The sequence below is a fragment of the Microbispora cellulosiformans genome, from assembly GCF_008728085.1.
In the GTDB taxonomy this organism is placed as follows: domain Bacteria; phylum Actinomycetota; class Actinomycetes; order Streptosporangiales; family Streptosporangiaceae; genus Microbispora; species Microbispora amethystogenes.
In genome coordinates, this window is the sequence record NZ_VYTZ01000003.1 from 151,606 (window position 1) to 166,680 (window position 15,075).

Genomic DNA, 15,075 nt, shown 5'->3' on the forward strand with positions numbered 1-15,075 from the left:
ACGCGCGCACGGGAGGGCGGAAAAATTCTTCCTGCTGGGTGTGTCGTGGTCAGGCCGCTGGCGAGGATGAGGCCGACCCAAACAGGCGGGGGCCGAGGATTTCGGCCGCGTGTTCGATCTGCTCGTCGCTGAGTTCGGTGTCGACAGGTCCTGCGCCGATGATCGCCGCTTCGATTGCCGTGATTACTGATTCGTCCCGCATCAGGGCAGACCGCCGGGGCATGGGATCGGCGACAAGGGGTCGTTGCCTACGGAAACAACCTGAGTCATGCTCAGGTACCGTAGGAATCAGTAGGCATCACGTCAAGGAGTTTCGGCCAACTCCTTGGAACCAATAGGAATCAGTTAGGACATTTGGAACCCGAAAGTTCCCAATAATCTCAGCTATAACAGGCCGCGCAGACGACCAACGACTGCCTAACGCACGTTTTCAAACTGTTTCCATCTGACGCCAACTGGTGCACACTCAGGATGACTCCAAACCAGGGAGGATTCCGTTGCCCGTCGACCAGACCTGGCGCCACCTCGGCGACCAGCTCGTACGTCGCCGCGTGCAGCTCGACCCGGCCTACCGCACCCGCCGCGGGTTCGTCGCCGCCACCCGCGCCGCCAGCTCCGACGCCTGGTACAGGGTGATCACCAGCCTTGAGCTCGGTGAGCGGGACAACTACACCCGGGAGACCATCGCGGCCGCCGAAGCCGCCTACCGGCTGCAGCCCGGCAGCATCCGCTCCTACCTGGAGACCGGCGCGCCGCTGCAGTTCCTCGACGACGACGCGGACGCCCCGGCCCGGCCGCAGCAACCGCCCCGCTACGACGACCCGGTCCTGCAGTACCTGTGGGACACCCCCGACCCCGGCCTCACCGAATCCCAGCGCGAAGCCCTGGTGCAGGTCTACCTTGCCCTCACTGGCGCCGCCGCCCGCGGCGGCGCCAGTGCGGCCCCCGACCCCCCGGCGCCGGCGCGGACCGCGTGACCTGACTTCACGCAGCCCCGCGCTGGCTGCGCCAACCTCCTTGCCTCCCGAGGTGGTGTTTGCCCTTGCCCGACAACCCCTCTGACGCGCTGCTGGCTGTCCGGCAGGTTCTGCGGACCCTGCGCCTGCGGCTGTCCACGCTCACCCGCACCCAGACGGTGCCGGACCTGGCCGAGCATCGGCTGCTGCGGCAGCAGATCGCCGACCTGGAGGGCACGCTCGCCGTCCTGGCGGAACAGGCGGTGCCACGGCCCCTGGCCCGGGCGCTGGCGGCCGAACCCGGCCAGCCCCGCACCGTCACCGTCGACATCGGCGCCCACCAGGTGCAGGTGGTGCTGCAGCCGGTCGGACGGGACGACCCCGAACGGCAGGTCGCCGTGTGGGCCGACGTCCTGGCGGCCGTCGCCGGAACCGAGCTGGCCGGCGAGCAGCTGCGCGGCATGGACGCGGCCGTGCTCGCGGTGCAGACCGGCGCGACGATCGTCCTCAACGCCGGGCAGTCGCGAGCGGTCGCGCGGGTGGCCATCCGCATGCTGCGGCATGGAGCGTTTCTGCCCGCACCGCTGGCGGTCCTGGAGCGGCTGCTACGCAAGCAGCCCCGCCGGGCGGGCGCCGCTGGTGTCGCCGTCGCCGCGGCAGTCGCGGTGGGTGTCGCCCTGGCCGCAGCCCAGCAGCCCCCGCCGCGGGAACCGGCGGTCGGCGCGGAGGCCCCGCCGCCGGTGCAGCTGGCGGTCACCCCCGAAGCCGAGCAGGAGACCGAGGCGCCGACGCCTGCACCGGCCAGGTCGCGCCGCAGCCCGTCACCCCAGCCGGTGCGGGCCGATGGGGACGTGCAGCCACCCACCGGCGGACGCGGCCGATCCGGCGGGCCGGGCGGCGCGGGCGGTTCCGGCGGTGGCGGCCGCGGCAGCTCGGGACGCGGGATGCGAGAAACAACCCCGCAGCCGAGCGGGACGCAAGGATCGGCCCCGCAGCCGACGCGCTCCCAGCCCGGCCCCACCGTTCATCTGCCCACCCGGCGGCCGCAGCAGGAGCCGACACAGCAGCCGTCTCAGCAGCCGACGCAGGAGCCGACGCAGGAGCCGACGCAGGAGCCGTCTCAACAACCGACTCAACAACCGTCGCAGCCACCGGCGGGCCGGGACTGCCGCCTGCTGGATGTGGAGGTGCGGATACCTCCCGTCGCGAGGGTCGACGTGTGCCTGTGACCGCCGCCCCCCCGGGTGATCACACGAGGGTGGGCGCCGATCCGAAGCCCCAGGTGGCGACGTCGCGGCAGCCCACCCCTGTGGGCGGCCCAGGGGCGGTGCGGGTGCACCGGCCCCCGCGGAGTGCCTGAGGCGGGTCCGGTCAGCTGGCCCGGCGCGGCTCTTCGGCCCTGGCGGGCGCGGCCCTGCCCAGCAGGACCGGGCGGAGGATGTCAGCGGCGTGCTCCACCTGCAGGTCGCTCAGCCCCGCGCAGGGCGGGCGTCGGAGCGCGTCCCGGATCGCCTGCTCGATGCGGTCGGCCAGATCGGGCTGTGCATCGCATTCCACCTGGGGCTCCTCCTGTTTTCACCGCGCGGCGGCGCAGGCACCTACCCAGGCCGGGCGGACGGTCACCCTTCCATATCGGCAGACCGCAACACCCTTTTTTATCTAATCTTGAAGCGCCCCTCAGGAGGTGACATTAACGCCAGACATAGGTCAACCGGTCAGGGTCGAGGCCCTGGAATCCGATCCGGGTGGACGGGTGAACCACAATGTGTTCAAGCACGGTGAGGACCAGCATGCGCTGCTGCTCCATCTCGGCGTCAGCCCACCATTCCGCCAGAGAACGGGGGTTGATGTTCTCGGGCAGCGCCTCGAACCGCTGCGCCTGCTTCACCTTCGCCTTCAGCTCGACCAGCCGGGCCTTCAGGCTGCGGCTCGCCGCCACGAACGCCTCCCTCGGCAGGCCGACCTCCGGGTCGGCGTAGTCGCGGCCCAGCTGCTCCAGCTTCTCCTGCAGGTCGGTCATCTCCTGCCCCAGCGTGGCGTCCTCGCCTTCCGGGGTGACCGCCTTCGCGAGCCGCCGGCGGATCGCGGGAGAGGCGAAACGCGCCAGCACCTGCCCGGCGACGTCGACCTCCAGCGGTCCCGCCGCGATACGGATCCTCCCGCAGCCGGAGTACGGCGGCGACTTGCGGCAGTTGTAGCCGGGCTTGCCCGAGTTGGAGCGGTGCCCTGCCAGGGCTCTGCCGCACAGCCCGCAGATCAGCACCCCGCCGCCCAGCAGGTACTTGCGGGAGTTGCCCTCCCGGTTGGTGACCCGGGCCGGGTCGCGCAGGATCACCTCCAGGCGGCGCTGCTCGTCGTCGGTGATGATGGCCGGCCACACGTCGCGGGCCACGATCTGCCGCTCTTCCTCCGGCCGCCCCGCCTCCAGGTAGGTGCGGTGACCCGCCATGGCGGGGTTGACCAGCAGGCGGGTGATGCCGCGCGCCAGCCACGGGTTGCCCTGGGTGGTCTTGTGTCCGTTCTTGTCCAGCCAATCAACGAGGGAACGCACCGAGCCGCCCTTTAAGACGTGCTCCACCATGTGCCGGACGACTTTCACTTCATCCGGTACAAGGGTGACCCCATCAGCCTCGTATCCGTAGCGCCTCATTCCGCCGCTCCACGTCTTTCCCTTTGCGGCGCTCTGCCGGTTCGCCGACTTTTGCCGTGCGGCTTTCTGTTCGACTTCACCTTGCGCCACAGCCCCCAGGATCCTGGCGACCATGCGGCCGGTGTGCGTGGACAGGTCCACGTCGCCATGAACGCATTTGAAGAACGCGCGTTTGCTCTCGATGAGTTCGACGACGCGTTCCAGTTCGGCGTTCCGCCTGGTCAGCCGGTCAATATGCCAGACGGCGAGGGCATTGATCCGCCCACCCTCGACGTCTTTGATCATCCTTTCGTAATCAGGACGCCACTTCTTCTTACTCGCCGAGATGTCATTGTCGACGTACACGTCAACGATTACGCCTTGGGGGTCGATGAGGTGGAGCAGGTCGGTGCATTCGGCGATCTGCCTTTCCACGGCCAGGCCGGAACCTTGCCGGTCCATCGACAGGCGGGCATAGATCCCCCACCGCAGACCGGAAGAGCCAGCCCCGATAGGGCTCACGCCTCGCCGTCAGCGGCGGTGTTCCCCACCCCCCTTTCTCTGCGCATTCGCCTTCGTGCTGCCGCCGCCCGGCAGGTGAACTTCTCGCCAGCCGCCAGCATGTTCCCGGCGGTGGCCAGCACCTCCCTGCGCCGCCTGGCCGTCGAACGCCCGCACCCATGTGGGGACGTCGCCGGCCCGCCTGCCCGGTCGGCCACCTCGTCCACGACCTGGGCGCCCTCCCGCGTCGCCCAGGCCCTCAGCAGGTCCAGATCCAGGGATTCACTCCCGGGTCTGTAGCGTGCGTAGGGCACCCAGTGGGCGCCGGGCGGTTCCGAGTCCCCGCCGGGGCCGGTTTCGGCCGCCACAGGGGCGCTCAGGGCCGCGCATGGGGGGTTGCGGTCGGTCATGGCATCTCCACTTCGCGCGTCGCGCAGTGGGACAGCCCGGATCGTAGGCGAGCCAAGGTGCCCATGCCCACCACTCCGCGGCGTCCCCGCAGGGTCAGCGCGGCCCGGGCAGGCCGCGGAGCAGCACCCTAGCCCGTCAACCTATGTACTGTACGGACATTCGCGCCAGCGGTTGGTGATGGGCAGGCGGCGGTCGCGGCCGAAGTTCTTGGGCGTGATCTTCGGGCCCGGCGGGTACTGGCGGCGCTTGTACTCGGCCAGGTCCACCAGGCGGATCACCTTGGTGACCAGCTCGGGGTCGTGCCCGGCCGCGACCAGTTCGTCGCGTCCCATGTCCCCCTCCACGTAGTCGCGCAGCAGGGCGTCGAGCACCTCGTACGGCGGCAGCGAGTCGGTGTCGCGCTGGTCGGGCCGCAGCTCCGCGCTCGGCTCCTTGGTGATGGAGTTCTCCGGGATCGGCGGCCGCCCCGGCTGGGCGTTGCGCCACTCCGAGAGCTTCCAGACGACGCTCTTGAGCACGTCCTTGATCGGCGCGTAGCCGCCCGCAGAGTCGCCGTACAGCGTGGAGTAGCCGGTGGCGAGCTCGCTCTTGTTGCCGGTGGTCAGCACGAGGTGGCCGTGCTCGTTCGACAGGCTCATCAGCAGCATGCCGCGCACCCGGGCCTGCAGGTTCTCCGCGGCCAGGCCGGTCAGCCCGATCTCCTTCTCGAACGCCGAGACGATGTCGGCGATCGGCACGACCTGCGCGTGCACCCCCTGGCGGCGCACCAGCTCCTCGGCGTCGGTGATCGAGTGGTCCGAGGAGTAGCGCGACGGCATCAGCACCGTGTGGACCCGCTCGGGCCCGATGGCGTCGGCCGCGATCGTGGCGGTCAGGGCCGAGTCGATGCCGCCGGAAAGACCGAGGATGACCGACTTGAAGCCGTTCTTCCGCACGTAGTCGCGCACCCCGGTCACGAGCGCCTGGTAGATCTCCGCGAGGTCGTCCAGCCGCTCGGCGACGACCGGCGGCTCCGGCTCGTACGGCTCGACCGGGGCGGCCGACAGCAGTACCCGCTCGACCGTGATGACCGTCCCGTCGTGGGCGTCGTAGGCCTCGTGACGCGGCTCGCCGAGTTCGCCGGGCTCGGCCCCGGCCTCCGGCAGCTCCAGGTCGGTGACGAACAGCTCCTCCCGGAACTGGGACGCGCGGGCGACCAGCGCGCCGGAGGCGTCCACCACGAGGGAGTCGCCGTCGAAGACCAGCTCGTCCTGGCCGCCGACCATGTTCACGTACGCGAGGGCGCAGCCCGCCTCGCGGGCCCGCCGCGCGCACAGCTCCAGCCGCACGTCGTCCTTGTTCGTCTCGTACGGCGAGCCGTTGGGCACGACGAGGAGCCCGGCGCCCGCCTCGGCGACCACCGAGACCGGCCCGCCCTCCTGCCACAGGTCCTCGCACAGGGCCACCGCGACGTCCACGCCGTGCAGCCGGAAGATCGGCAGCCGGTCGCCGCGCACGAAGTAGCGGTACTCGTCGAACACCCCGTAGTTGGGCAGGTGGTGCTTGGCCGACTTCGCCACGACCTTCCCCCGGTACAGCACGGCGGCGGCGTCGAGCGGGGCGCCCTTCGGCTGCCCGACGCGCGGGGCGAGGTCGGCCCGGTCGAGATATCCCACGACGACGGGGAGATCGCCGAGCCCCTCGCCGGCGAGCCGCGCCGCCACCTCGGACAGCGTCGCGATCGACGCCTCGGCGAACGACGACCGGAGCACCAGGTCCTCGGCCGGGTAACCGGTGAGGAACATCTCGGGGAAGACGACGAGGTGAGCGCCGCGCCCGGCGGCCCGGCGGGTCCACTCGACGAGGGTCTCCGCGTTGCCGGCGATGTCTCCGACGACGGGATTGGTCTGGGCGAGAGCGATACGCAGTTGAGCCACGCCCCCACCCTAAGGTGTCCGATTTTTTGTCGTCAAACTGACGATAAGTAGTTCAGGCTCCGGGCGATCCCGGGCTGACCAGACCCCTCTCGTACGCGAGAACCACCAGCTGGGCGCGGTCGACCAGCCCCAGAGCGCGCAGCAGCGCCGTCACGTCGCCGGCGACCTCGCCTTCCGGCACGTCCAGGGTCATCGCGATCTGCCGGTTGGTGAAGCCCCGGGCGACAAGCTTGATCAGGTCGATGTCGGCGTCGGACAGGCCCTCCGGCGCCGACGGGTCGCGCCGCCCGGCGAAGGCGGAGATGAGGTGGGTCGTGACCGCCGGGTCCAGCAGCGCGTCACCCGCGACGGCGGCTCTGACCGCCGCGATGAGCTGCTCGGGCGCCGAGGTCTTCAGCACGAAACCGCTCACCCCGGCCCGCAGCGCGGCGTACAGGTTCTCGTCGGTGCCGAAGGTGGTCATCATGATCACCTTCGGCGGGGCCTCCGCCGCCAGGATCCGCCGGGCCGCCGCCAGGCCGTCCAGGCGCGGCATCTGGATGTCCATGAGCACCACGTCGGGCCGTGCGTCGCGGACGAGCGCGATGGCCTGCTCGCCGTTCTCCGCCTCTCCGACGAGGTCGAGCCCCGGCTCGCTGTCGAGGATCACCTTCAGGCCGGTGCGCACCAACGCCTGGTCGTCGGCGATCAGCACGCGCAGGGCCCGCGTGCCGGCCCGCGCCGGCTCCGTTCCACGCGACCCGTCGGGCGCGTTGGGAACGGCGGAAGCGGCCCGCGCGGGGGCCGGAGCGCCCGCATCGGGAGCGTCGAGGTGCCCCGCCTGCGCGAGGATGTCCTGCTCCAGACGCTGCAGGGTGGGGCCGAGGTCGAGGCCGAGTTCGTCGCGCAGGGCCTCCCTGGCCCGCCGCAGCGCGCCGAGCGCGTCGCCCTGCCGCCCCGCGCGGTAGAGCGCGAGCGCGAGCAGCCGCCAGGCCTCCTCCCGCAGCGGGTGCGCCGAGGCGTGCGCCTCCAGGTCCGGGATCAGGGCGCCGGTGCGGCCGAGCCGCAGGGCGGCGTCCGCGCGACGCTCCACGGCGAGGAGACGCAGCTCGTCCAGCCGCATCGCCTCGGCCTGCGCCCACATCAGCTCCTGGAACCCGGCGAGCGCGGGCCCCCGCCAGAGCCCGAGGGCCGTCTCCATCCGCTCCAGCGTCGCCGCCGGGCCGTCGTGCTCGTTCTTGACGAGGTGCTCGAAGTGCCAGGAGTCCACGTCCTCGACGCCGGCGCGCAGCGCGTACCCGGGGGGAGCCGAGACCAGGATGCCCGCCTCCTCGCGCGGCGCGCGGCCGGGTTCGAGCGCCCGCCGCAGCCGCGAGACGTACCCCTGGATGGTGGACAGCGCCTGGGCGGGCGGCTCGCCGGGCCACAGCTCGTCGATGAGCGCGCTCACCGGCACCGCGCGCCCTCCGGCCACGAGTAGCCGGGCGAGCACGGCCTGCTGCCGTTGCCCGCCCAGATCGAGCGTCTCACCATCGGAAATAGCCTCGAACGGCCCCAGAGCACGAAAAATCACCATCGCACGGGTAAGCGTAAGGGCAGCGACCGCCGAAGACGCGCCGAGCGCCTCTCGGTTGTGTCACGAGGTCGTGACATGCCTGCTCCCGGCCCACTTCCGCTCTGCTCCCGCCGGTCGGGAAGCGCCACCCGGCACAGCGCGAACGCCGCCCGGCAGAGGGCGGACGCGGCCGGTGTGCGGCTCAAGCGGCTCTCCCCAGGGGTGGGGCACCGCCCGGGAGCGGAGCCGGGGGTTCCCGTGGCGGCGAGGGTCAGGCGGTGAGCGGGAACCGGGCCTCGACGACCGTGCCGCCGATGTCGGGGGCGGTGACCGTGCAGCTGCCGCCGAGCTCCGCCGCGCGTTCGCGCATCGAGGACATGCCCACCCCCGCGCGCAGACGGGCGGGCAGGCCGATGCCGTCGTCCGTGATCCGCACCCGCAGCTCGCCACCGCCGTCCTCCGCCCCCGCTCCTGCCCTCACCTCCGCTCCCGGCCCTGCCGCCGCCCCGGTTCCCGATCCCGCCGCCGCCCCCGCTCCTGGCCTCGCCTCCGCTCCCGGCCCCGCCGCCGCCTCCGTCTCCGCCTCGGTTCCCGGCTCCGCTCCGGTGCGGGTGACCTCGACCTGGACCCGCGTGGCGCGCGCGTGGCGGCGCACGTTGTTCAGCGCCTCCTGCACGATGCGGTAGACCGCGACCTCCACGGCGGCGGGCAGGCCGGCGAGGTCGCCCTCGGCCCGCACCGTGACGTCCACTGGCGCCGGAGCGTCCTCCTCGTGCCCGGAGCCGCCGGCGGGCAGCGTCTCCTCCGCGAGGGCGCGTACGGCTCCCGCCAGCCCGAGGTCGTCGAGGGCGGGCGGACGCAGGCCGTACACGAGCTCGCGGATGTCGCCCGCCACGGCGTCCATGCCCACCCGAAGGTCCCGCAGCAGGCCGTCGGCGGTGGAGGGCGACCGGGTGAGGCTCATCCGCGCGATGTTGATCGTCATCGCCATGGCCCCGAGGGTCTGGCCCAGCCCGTCGTGCAGGTCGCGGCGCAGCCGCCGGCGCTCCTCCTCGCGGGCGGCCAGGATGCGCTCCCGCGACCGCTGCAGGTCGGCGGCCATGCGTACGGCGTGGGCCACGTCGGCCACGTAGGGGAGCAGGGTGGCGAGCACCCGCTCGTCGTGCGCGGCGGCGAACCTCCGGGCGCCCGGCGGGCCCACCAGCAGCCGGCCCACGGGCTCGCCGTGCCAGACCAGCGGCACCTCGCGGGGCGAGGGACCGACGTGGCCGCTCTCGACGTACCTCGGACTACCGTCGGCGATCTCGACGGCGACCCCTTCCACGGCGAGGCCGTCCCGCACGACCGTCACGACCGAGGCGAGCGCGTCGGCGGGGTCGGCCCGCCGCACCTCCTGAGTCAGCCGCTCGGCGAGCAGCGCCGGGTCGCCCACCGGCCCGTACAGCGCGCGGTCCACGACGCGCTGCAGCGCCCGGCGCAGCGGCTGGAAGAACGCGCCCGCGAACAGCGCCGCCGCGAGCCCGGCCACCTGGTGGTACCCGAACACGACGAGGCTGGACAGCGCCCCGGCGCCGAAGTACACGGCGCTGACCCCGACGAGCAGGCCCGCGGCGACGAAGGTCCGGCTGATCACCGTGTCGATGCCGTACAACCGGTAGCGCAGGACCGCGAAGAGGATCGACGGCGGGATCAGCGCCGTCCACAGGGTGGCCGCGACCGAGGCCGACATCCCCAGCAGGTACAGCAGGACGTACACGGCGAAGAACAGGAGCGGCCAGGCGATCTGCCGCCGCGTCGCCGGGTCGGCCCGCCGCATCCGCAGGGCGAGCGAGGCGAGCGCCGCGACCACGCAGACCTGGACGAGCACCTGCGGTGCCATCCACAGCGATTGGTAGTAGGGGGCGAGGGCTCTGATCTCCAGCGGATTGTGGATCACTTCCGGCCAGGGGTAGTCCGCGGGATCCGGATCGGGCCGCACCAGGCCCATGACGATCAGGAAGACGGTGGTGAGGACGCCCAGCACGACGACGGCCCGCCACCCGCGTGAGGGGAGCCGGCCGTCGGGGGAGTAGAGCGGAAGCAGGACCGCGAGCATCAGGCCCGCCACCGCCCAGCCCACGAGGTACACCGCGCGTGCGGCGATGGCCGCGCCCATCTCACCTTGCGAGGCCCAGTGGAACGAGAACGCCGTGAAGGCGACGTTCACCGACCCCAGCAGGCCGCCGGCGCACATCAGCCAGGCCATGATGAGCCGGGGCCGCCGGGACACCAGGAACGCCCCCGTGGCCGGGAACGTGAGGGCGATGCCGGCGTCGGGCGGGATCGCCGGATGCGGCTGCCATTCGGCGGGGAGCCGGAGCTGGACCACGACCCCCAGGAGAGTCAGTCCGAGCGCGACGGCCGCCATCGCGTACGCCATCGTGCGCGCGGGGAAGGCAGGGGGGTTCTCGTCCATTCTGGACCGAATTATGACCTGTCCCGTTCCGCCCTGGAACAGAAAACCGGGACGCCGCTGGCCGGGACGCGGGCCCTTTCGTCAGGCGGCGGAGCGGCGGCGGACCGCGCGGCCGAGGAGAAGCTGGGCTCCCGCCGCGAGCAGGCCGAGGCCGCCAAGCACCGGCCAGACCAGGCCCGGCGCGTCCGCCAGCAGCCGGGTGCCGACGAGGGGCGCGAGCAGCGCCCCGGCCGACCACGACAGTCCGTACAGGCCGGAGTAACGTCCCCGCAGGTGCGCGGGGGCGAGCGTCGCGACGATCGCCCCCGGGATCCCGGCGGTCAGCGCCTCGCCGAGCGTCCAGACGGCCACGGTCGCCGCGTACCCGGCTCCCGACGACACCAGGGAGGTCAGCGCGAAGCCGAGCCCGACGAGCGCGAACCCGGCCGCGAGCACCCTGGACGGGTCGAACCGGGCCAGCCAGACGGTCGTGACCGGCTGCACGACCACGATCAGCAGGCCGTTCACCGCCATGGCCATGCCGTACGCGCTGGTCGGCAGGCCCTGCCCGGTCATCGCGAGCGGCAGCGCGCTGTGGACCTGCAGGTAGACCAGCGCGTACACCAGGTTGGCCAGCACGAAGGCCACCATGACCCGGTCGCGCAGCACGTCGGCGAACCGGCCGGGCGGCGCGTCGTCCCGGGATGGGCGGGTCTCCGGGATCGCCCGCCACACGAGGACGCCGAAGACCAGGCAGGTGACGGCGTCCACCCAGAACAACACTGTGAAGCCTGAGCGGGCGAGCCAGCCGCCGGCCACCATCGCCACCGCGAACCCGAGGTTGACCGCCCAGAACAGCAGCCCGAAGGCCCGGGGCCGGTCCTCCGGCGGCACCAGGTCGGCGACGATCGCCTGCGACGCCGGGCGGTAGGCGTCCACCACGATCCCCAGCACGAGCATCCCCGCGACGAGCCCCGGCACGCTCGTGGTGTAGCCGAGCGCGAGCATGGTGACGGCCGTCGCGACCATCCCGCCCGTCAGGGTGGCGCGGCGCCCGAGGTGGTCGCTCAGCCACCCCGCGACCGGCTGCGCCAGCAGCGACCCCACCCCGAACATGGTCATCACCAGTCCGGTGGTCGTCAGCGGCAGGCCCCGCTCCTGTGTGAGGTAGACGCCGATGAACGGCTCCACCATCGTGCCGAGACGGTTCACGAACGAGCCGCCGAACAGCACCCAGAACGGCCGGGGCAGGCCGCCGGCCCTCGACCGGAGGAACCCAGCCCTGCTGGTAACGGATGTCACGCCGATCACTGTTGGACATGCCGGGTCCGCCGTGCGAATGTTTTAGGCCTCGCTGAAACATGGGCCACTGAAACATGGGGGCGCGCGGTGCCGGTGGAGTGGCGGTTCACGCCGGACGACGTGGCGCGGCTGCGGTTCGCCTTCTCCCCGATGTGGGAGCTCGTGGCCAGCCTCAGGGTGCTGCGGGCCCCGGACCGCCACTCGCCGCACCTGCCGTGGCTGAGGGCCGTACGGCCGCGCCTGCGGGGGCTCGACCTCACCGACCTGTTCGCGCTCGTGCCGGTGAGCGGCTATCTGCCCGACTTCCTCACGCCGCCGCCGGACACGCCGCTGCCCGGCTTCCCCGCCGAGCTGGAGCGGGTCCGCGCCACGCCTCCCGGCACGGCGTACGAGGAGGCGGCGTGGGTGCAGACGCCCGATCCCGCCGCCCTCGCGCGGTTCACGGCCGACCCCGCCGCGGGCGTACGGCGGGTGGCGGATCTGCTGGAACGGTACTGGACGGTCGCCCTGGAGGAGTTCTGGCCGGCGGTCCGCGCGCTGCTGGAGGCGGACGTGATGTGGCGCGCCCGCACGCTCGCGGCCGGGGGAGTGCGTGAGCTGTTCGCGGACCTGCACCCCGAGGTCGCCTGGCACGGCGACCGGCTGGTGACGGCCAGGAGATGCGCCTACGACGGCGACCTCGGCGGCGACGGCCTCGTCCTGGTGCCGAGCGCCTTCTCCCGGCCGGGCGTCGCCGTCATGTACGAGCCGTACCGGCCCATGCTGTGTTACCCGGCGCGCGGGGTGGGCACGCTGTGGTCGGCCGGCGTGCCCTGCGCCCCGGAGCTGGCCGCGCTCATCGGCCGCACCCGGGCCCAGGTGCTGACCGCGCTGGCCGAGCCCGGCACGACCACCGCGCTCGCCCGGCGGCTCGGCCTCACGCCGGGCGCGGTGAGCCAGCACCTCACCGTGCTGTCCGGCGGCGGGCTCGTGACGCGGCAGCGGCTCGGCCGCGAGGTGCTCTACCGGCGGACCCCGGTCGGGGACGCGCTGACCGCCGCCCGCTGATCCGGCCCGATCGACTTGAGCTCGCCGACTTGGGCTCGCCGGCCTGTGTCCGCCGGGCTGTGCACGCCGATTCGGCGCGGCCGTCAGGACCACGCGCCGCCGAGGGAGGGCCCGGGTACGGCCGGCAGACGGGCCGTGACGGTCGTGCCCCGGCCGGGCTCGGAGCCGACGGTGCAGGTGCCGCCCAGCTCGGCCGCCCGCTCCGCCATCGAGCACAGGCCGACCCCCGCCCTGCGGTCTGCCGGGAGCCCCACGCCGTCGTCGGCGACCGTCACCCGCAGCTCGCCGTTCCGGTGCAGGGCCACCCGCACGTGCCGCGCCCGCGCGTGCTTGCGCACGTTGGTCAGCGCCTCCTGCACGATCCGGTAGGCCGCCACCTCCGCGGCGGCGGGCAGCCCGGCCAGGTCACCGGTCACCTCGACCTCGGCGACCGACTCCGCTCCGGCCGCGAGGCCCGGCCGGGCCTCCTCCACCAGGGCCCGTACGGCTCCCGCCAGCCCGAGGTCGTCGAGCGCGGGGGGACGCAGGCCGTACACGAGCTGGCGGACGTCGGCGGTGACGGTGTCCATGCCCTCGCGCAGGTCGCGCAGCAGTGTGTCGGCGGCGTCGGGGGAGCGTTCCAGGCTGACCCGCGCGGCGTTGAGCGTCATCGCCATCGACGCCAGCGTCTGCCCGAGCCCGTCGTGCAGGTCGCGGCGGAGCCGCCGCCGCTCCTCCTCCCCGGCGGTCAGGATGCGTTCGCGGGAGCGCTGCAGAGCGGTGGTCAGCAGCACCGTGTGCGCGGCGTCCGCGACGTACGGCGCCAGCACCGCGATCACCCGCTCGTCGTGGGCGGCGGGGAACCGGCGGCGGCCCGGCGGCCCGATCAGCATGCGGCCGACCGGCTCGCCGTGCCACACCAGCGGCATCTCGCGCGCCACCGGGCCGACCCGGCCGCTGGTCGTGGTCTTCCCGTCGGGGTCCCCGTCGATCTGCACCGCGATGCCGGTGACCGACAGGCCGTCGCGCAGCACGTCCAGGGCGGTGAGCAGGGCGTGCGCGGGGTCGGTGTGCGGCAGCCGCCGCCGGAGACCGGCGGCCAGCGCGTGCGGGTCGCCGCCCCTGCCGTACAGCGCGTGGTCGGCCAGGCGCTGCAGGCCGCGGCGGATCGGATGGAAGAACGCCCCGGCGAACAGGGCCGCGGCCAGCCCGGCGAACCGGTCGACGCCGGACAGGACCAGGCTGGAGCCCGCGCCCACGAGCACGTAGACGGCGGCGACCACGCCGACCAGGCCGGCGCCGACGAGGGTGCGGCTGATCAGCGTGTCGATGCCGTAGAGCCGGTAGCGCAGCACGGCGACCGCGATCGCGGCCGGCACCAGGGGCAGTGTCAGGGTGGCCGTCCACCAGACCGGATAGCCGATCACCCACGGGACGACCAGGCCGGCCATGGCGACCAGCGGCCAGAGGATCTGCCGGCGCTCGATCCCGTCGGCCCGGTGGAACCGCACGACGAGCGAGGAGAACGCCAGGGCCATCCCCACCGCGACGACCATGTGCAGGCCCTGCCGGGTGTGGTCGTAGTAGGGCGCGAAGGCCGCCACCTCCAGCGCGTTGCCGCCCGTGCGGACGCTCGACGGGGCGATCCACGAGCACAGCCAGTCGAGGCCGAGGGCCGTCGCGGTGATCGCCCCGGGCACGCACCACCGCTTGGAGAGGATCCGCCCGGTGGGATACAGCAACGGCAGCAGCACGCCGAGGGCGTACGTCGTGAGGTTCCACACCCCGTCGGCGAAGACCCACAGCGGGTGGACCAGCGGATGCCCTCCGTTCAGGACGAGCAGGGCCGCCGTGTTGGCCGCGAGGATGTTGGCGGCCGAGCCCAGGCCGCCCAGGCACAGCAGCCAGCCGAGCAGCAGCCGGGGCCGGGAGATCACCAGCAGTGCCCCGAAGATCGGGAACGTGGTGCCGGCCACGTCCTCCGGGGCGAACGGCAGCGGGTTGTAGGGGGACGGCGGCAGTTGCGCGGTCACCCAGATGTCGCCGATCTCCAGGGCGATCGCCGCGCACGCGATGGCCACCGCGACGGCCGGGCCGTACGCCCGCACCCGGCCGGGCCAGTCGAGGGCGCGAGTGTCGAGCGGCGGTCGTGCCACGGGTGGGAACTCCTTCTGGTCGTGCACCGGCATGCGGGGACCGTAGAACGCGCGGGTCGATGCTCACTGGACGCCGGATCAACACCGGATCAATGGCATCGACGACGCGCGGGCCCGGTTGGTTCGCTCTCACACCCCCTCGTAACCCCTGTGAAACACGGACGAGGCAGACTGGTAGACACGCCGTTCTGTGAACTCCGAGAGGTACGC

General features: G+C 72.9%; 12 protein-coding genes. 3 read left to right on the plus strand and 9 right to left on the minus strand.

Annotated elements, in window-relative coordinates:
• Positions 1–49: 49 nt before the first annotated feature.
• A complete protein-coding gene (locus F5972_RS37060) occupies positions 50–202 on the minus strand; it encodes a hypothetical protein (protein WP_191910026.1) in 153 nt (50 codons plus the stop codon).
• A gap of 295 nt (positions 203–497) precedes the next feature.
• On the opposite strand from F5972_RS37060, the gene F5972_RS08740 reads away from it, so the two are divergent.
• Together F5972_RS08740 and F5972_RS37065 are read left to right on the plus strand one after the other, a co-directional pair.
• A complete protein-coding gene (locus tag F5972_RS08740; RefSeq protein ID WP_150932916.1) occupies positions 498–977 on the plus strand; it encodes a hypothetical protein in 480 nt (159 codons plus the stop codon).
• Between the two features lie 59 nt (positions 978–1,036).
• Positions 1,037–2,185 (plus strand): hypothetical protein, encoded by a 1,149-nt coding sequence (locus F5972_RS37065; protein ID WP_191910027.1) that lies wholly within the window; start codon positions 1,037–1,039, stop codon positions 2,183–2,185.
• Between the two features lie 142 nt (positions 2,186–2,327).
• Here the strand turns inward: F5972_RS37065 and F5972_RS08750 are convergent, their stop codons facing one another.
• From F5972_RS08750 to F5972_RS08780, 7 genes are all read right to left on the minus strand, one after another.
• Entirely contained in the window at positions 2,328–2,513 is a 186-nt protein-coding gene (locus F5972_RS08750; RefSeq protein ID WP_150932917.1) for a hypothetical protein, read from the minus strand.
• A 133-nt stretch (positions 2,514–2,646) separates the two neighbouring features.
• Positions 2,647–4,107, minus strand: coding sequence for a recombinase family protein (locus tag F5972_RS08755; RefSeq protein ID WP_191910028.1), 1,461 nt, complete (start codon positions 4,105–4,107; stop codon positions 2,647–2,649).
• Positions 4,104–4,496, minus strand: coding sequence for a hypothetical protein (locus F5972_RS08760; protein ID WP_150932919.1), 393 nt, complete (start codon positions 4,494–4,496; stop codon positions 4,104–4,106). Before F5972_RS08760 ends, F5972_RS08755 begins: the two co-directional genes overlap by 4 nt.
• A 141-nt stretch (positions 4,497–4,637) precedes the next feature.
• On the minus strand, positions 4,638–6,413 hold the full coding sequence (locus F5972_RS08765; RefSeq protein WP_150932920.1) for an NAD+ synthase: 1,776 nt from the start codon (positions 6,411–6,413) through the stop codon (positions 4,638–4,640).
• A gap of 52 nt (positions 6,414–6,465) precedes the next feature.
• Positions 6,466–7,968, minus strand: coding sequence for a BTAD domain-containing putative transcriptional regulator (locus tag F5972_RS39160; protein ID WP_150932921.1), 1,503 nt, complete (start codon positions 7,966–7,968; stop codon positions 6,466–6,468).
• A 250-nt stretch (positions 7,969–8,218) separates the two neighbouring features.
• Positions 8,219–10,402 carry a sensor histidine kinase gene (locus tag F5972_RS08775; protein ID WP_150932922.1) on the minus strand — a complete coding sequence of 728 codons (2,184 nt, stop codon included), beginning with the start codon at positions 10,400–10,402 and terminating at the stop codon, positions 8,219–8,221.
• A gap of 81 nt (positions 10,403–10,483) precedes the next feature.
• Positions 10,484–11,683 (minus strand): MDR family MFS transporter, encoded by a 1,200-nt coding sequence (locus F5972_RS08780; RefSeq protein ID WP_150932923.1) that lies wholly within the window; start codon positions 11,681–11,683, stop codon positions 10,484–10,486.
• 87 nt (positions 11,684–11,770) lie between these two features.
• Here F5972_RS08780 and F5972_RS08785 point away from each other — a divergent pair, with 87 nt between their 5' ends.
• Entirely contained in the window at positions 11,771–12,730 is a 960-nt protein-coding gene (locus tag F5972_RS08785) for a DUF5937 family protein (protein WP_225311284.1), read from the plus strand.
• A gap of 83 nt (positions 12,731–12,813) precedes the next feature.
• Here the strand turns inward: F5972_RS08785 and F5972_RS08790 are convergent, their stop codons facing one another.
• Positions 12,814–14,898 (minus strand): sensor histidine kinase, encoded by a 2,085-nt coding sequence (locus F5972_RS08790; RefSeq protein WP_150932924.1) that lies wholly within the window; start codon positions 14,896–14,898, stop codon positions 12,814–12,816.
• Positions 14,899–15,075 lie beyond the last annotated feature (177 nt).